At 41.5% G+C, this 313-nt stretch carries 1 protein-coding gene; it reads right to left on the reverse strand.

Annotated features, from left to right (window positions below):
- On the reverse strand, positions 1-313 hold a 313-nt coding region (locus H5154_RS24345), incomplete at both ends, for a Mu transposase domain-containing protein (RefSeq protein WP_404936199.1).

Here is a 313-nt window from a genome sequence, read left to right on the forward strand (position 1 = left end):
TGTAACTCAATAACTTGGTGGGTATACTCCCCAATACTTAATGCCCATGAGCGTAAATTTATCGGTGACTGCTCATGCTGTTTTTGATGCGCCAGAGGCATATGATGAGACTGTGTTGTATGCCCGCCTAAACGATGTGAGCGCGGATGCTGTGCGATTAAGGTATCGTCATGATAAAGCTGTACTAACTGATTGGTTATGTGTGCGCGTAATTGTTTCTTAACCCACTGATACGGCACACTGTAATAATGTTTCTCTATTTCAACATGATAATCAATGTGTACTCGCACCGTTTTGATTTGTGTATAGTGAT

It is taken from the genome of Pseudoalteromonas sp. SR44-5 (genome assembly GCF_014163675.1).
GTDB lineage: Bacteria > Pseudomonadota > Gammaproteobacteria > Enterobacterales > Alteromonadaceae > Pseudoalteromonas > Pseudoalteromonas rhizosphaerae.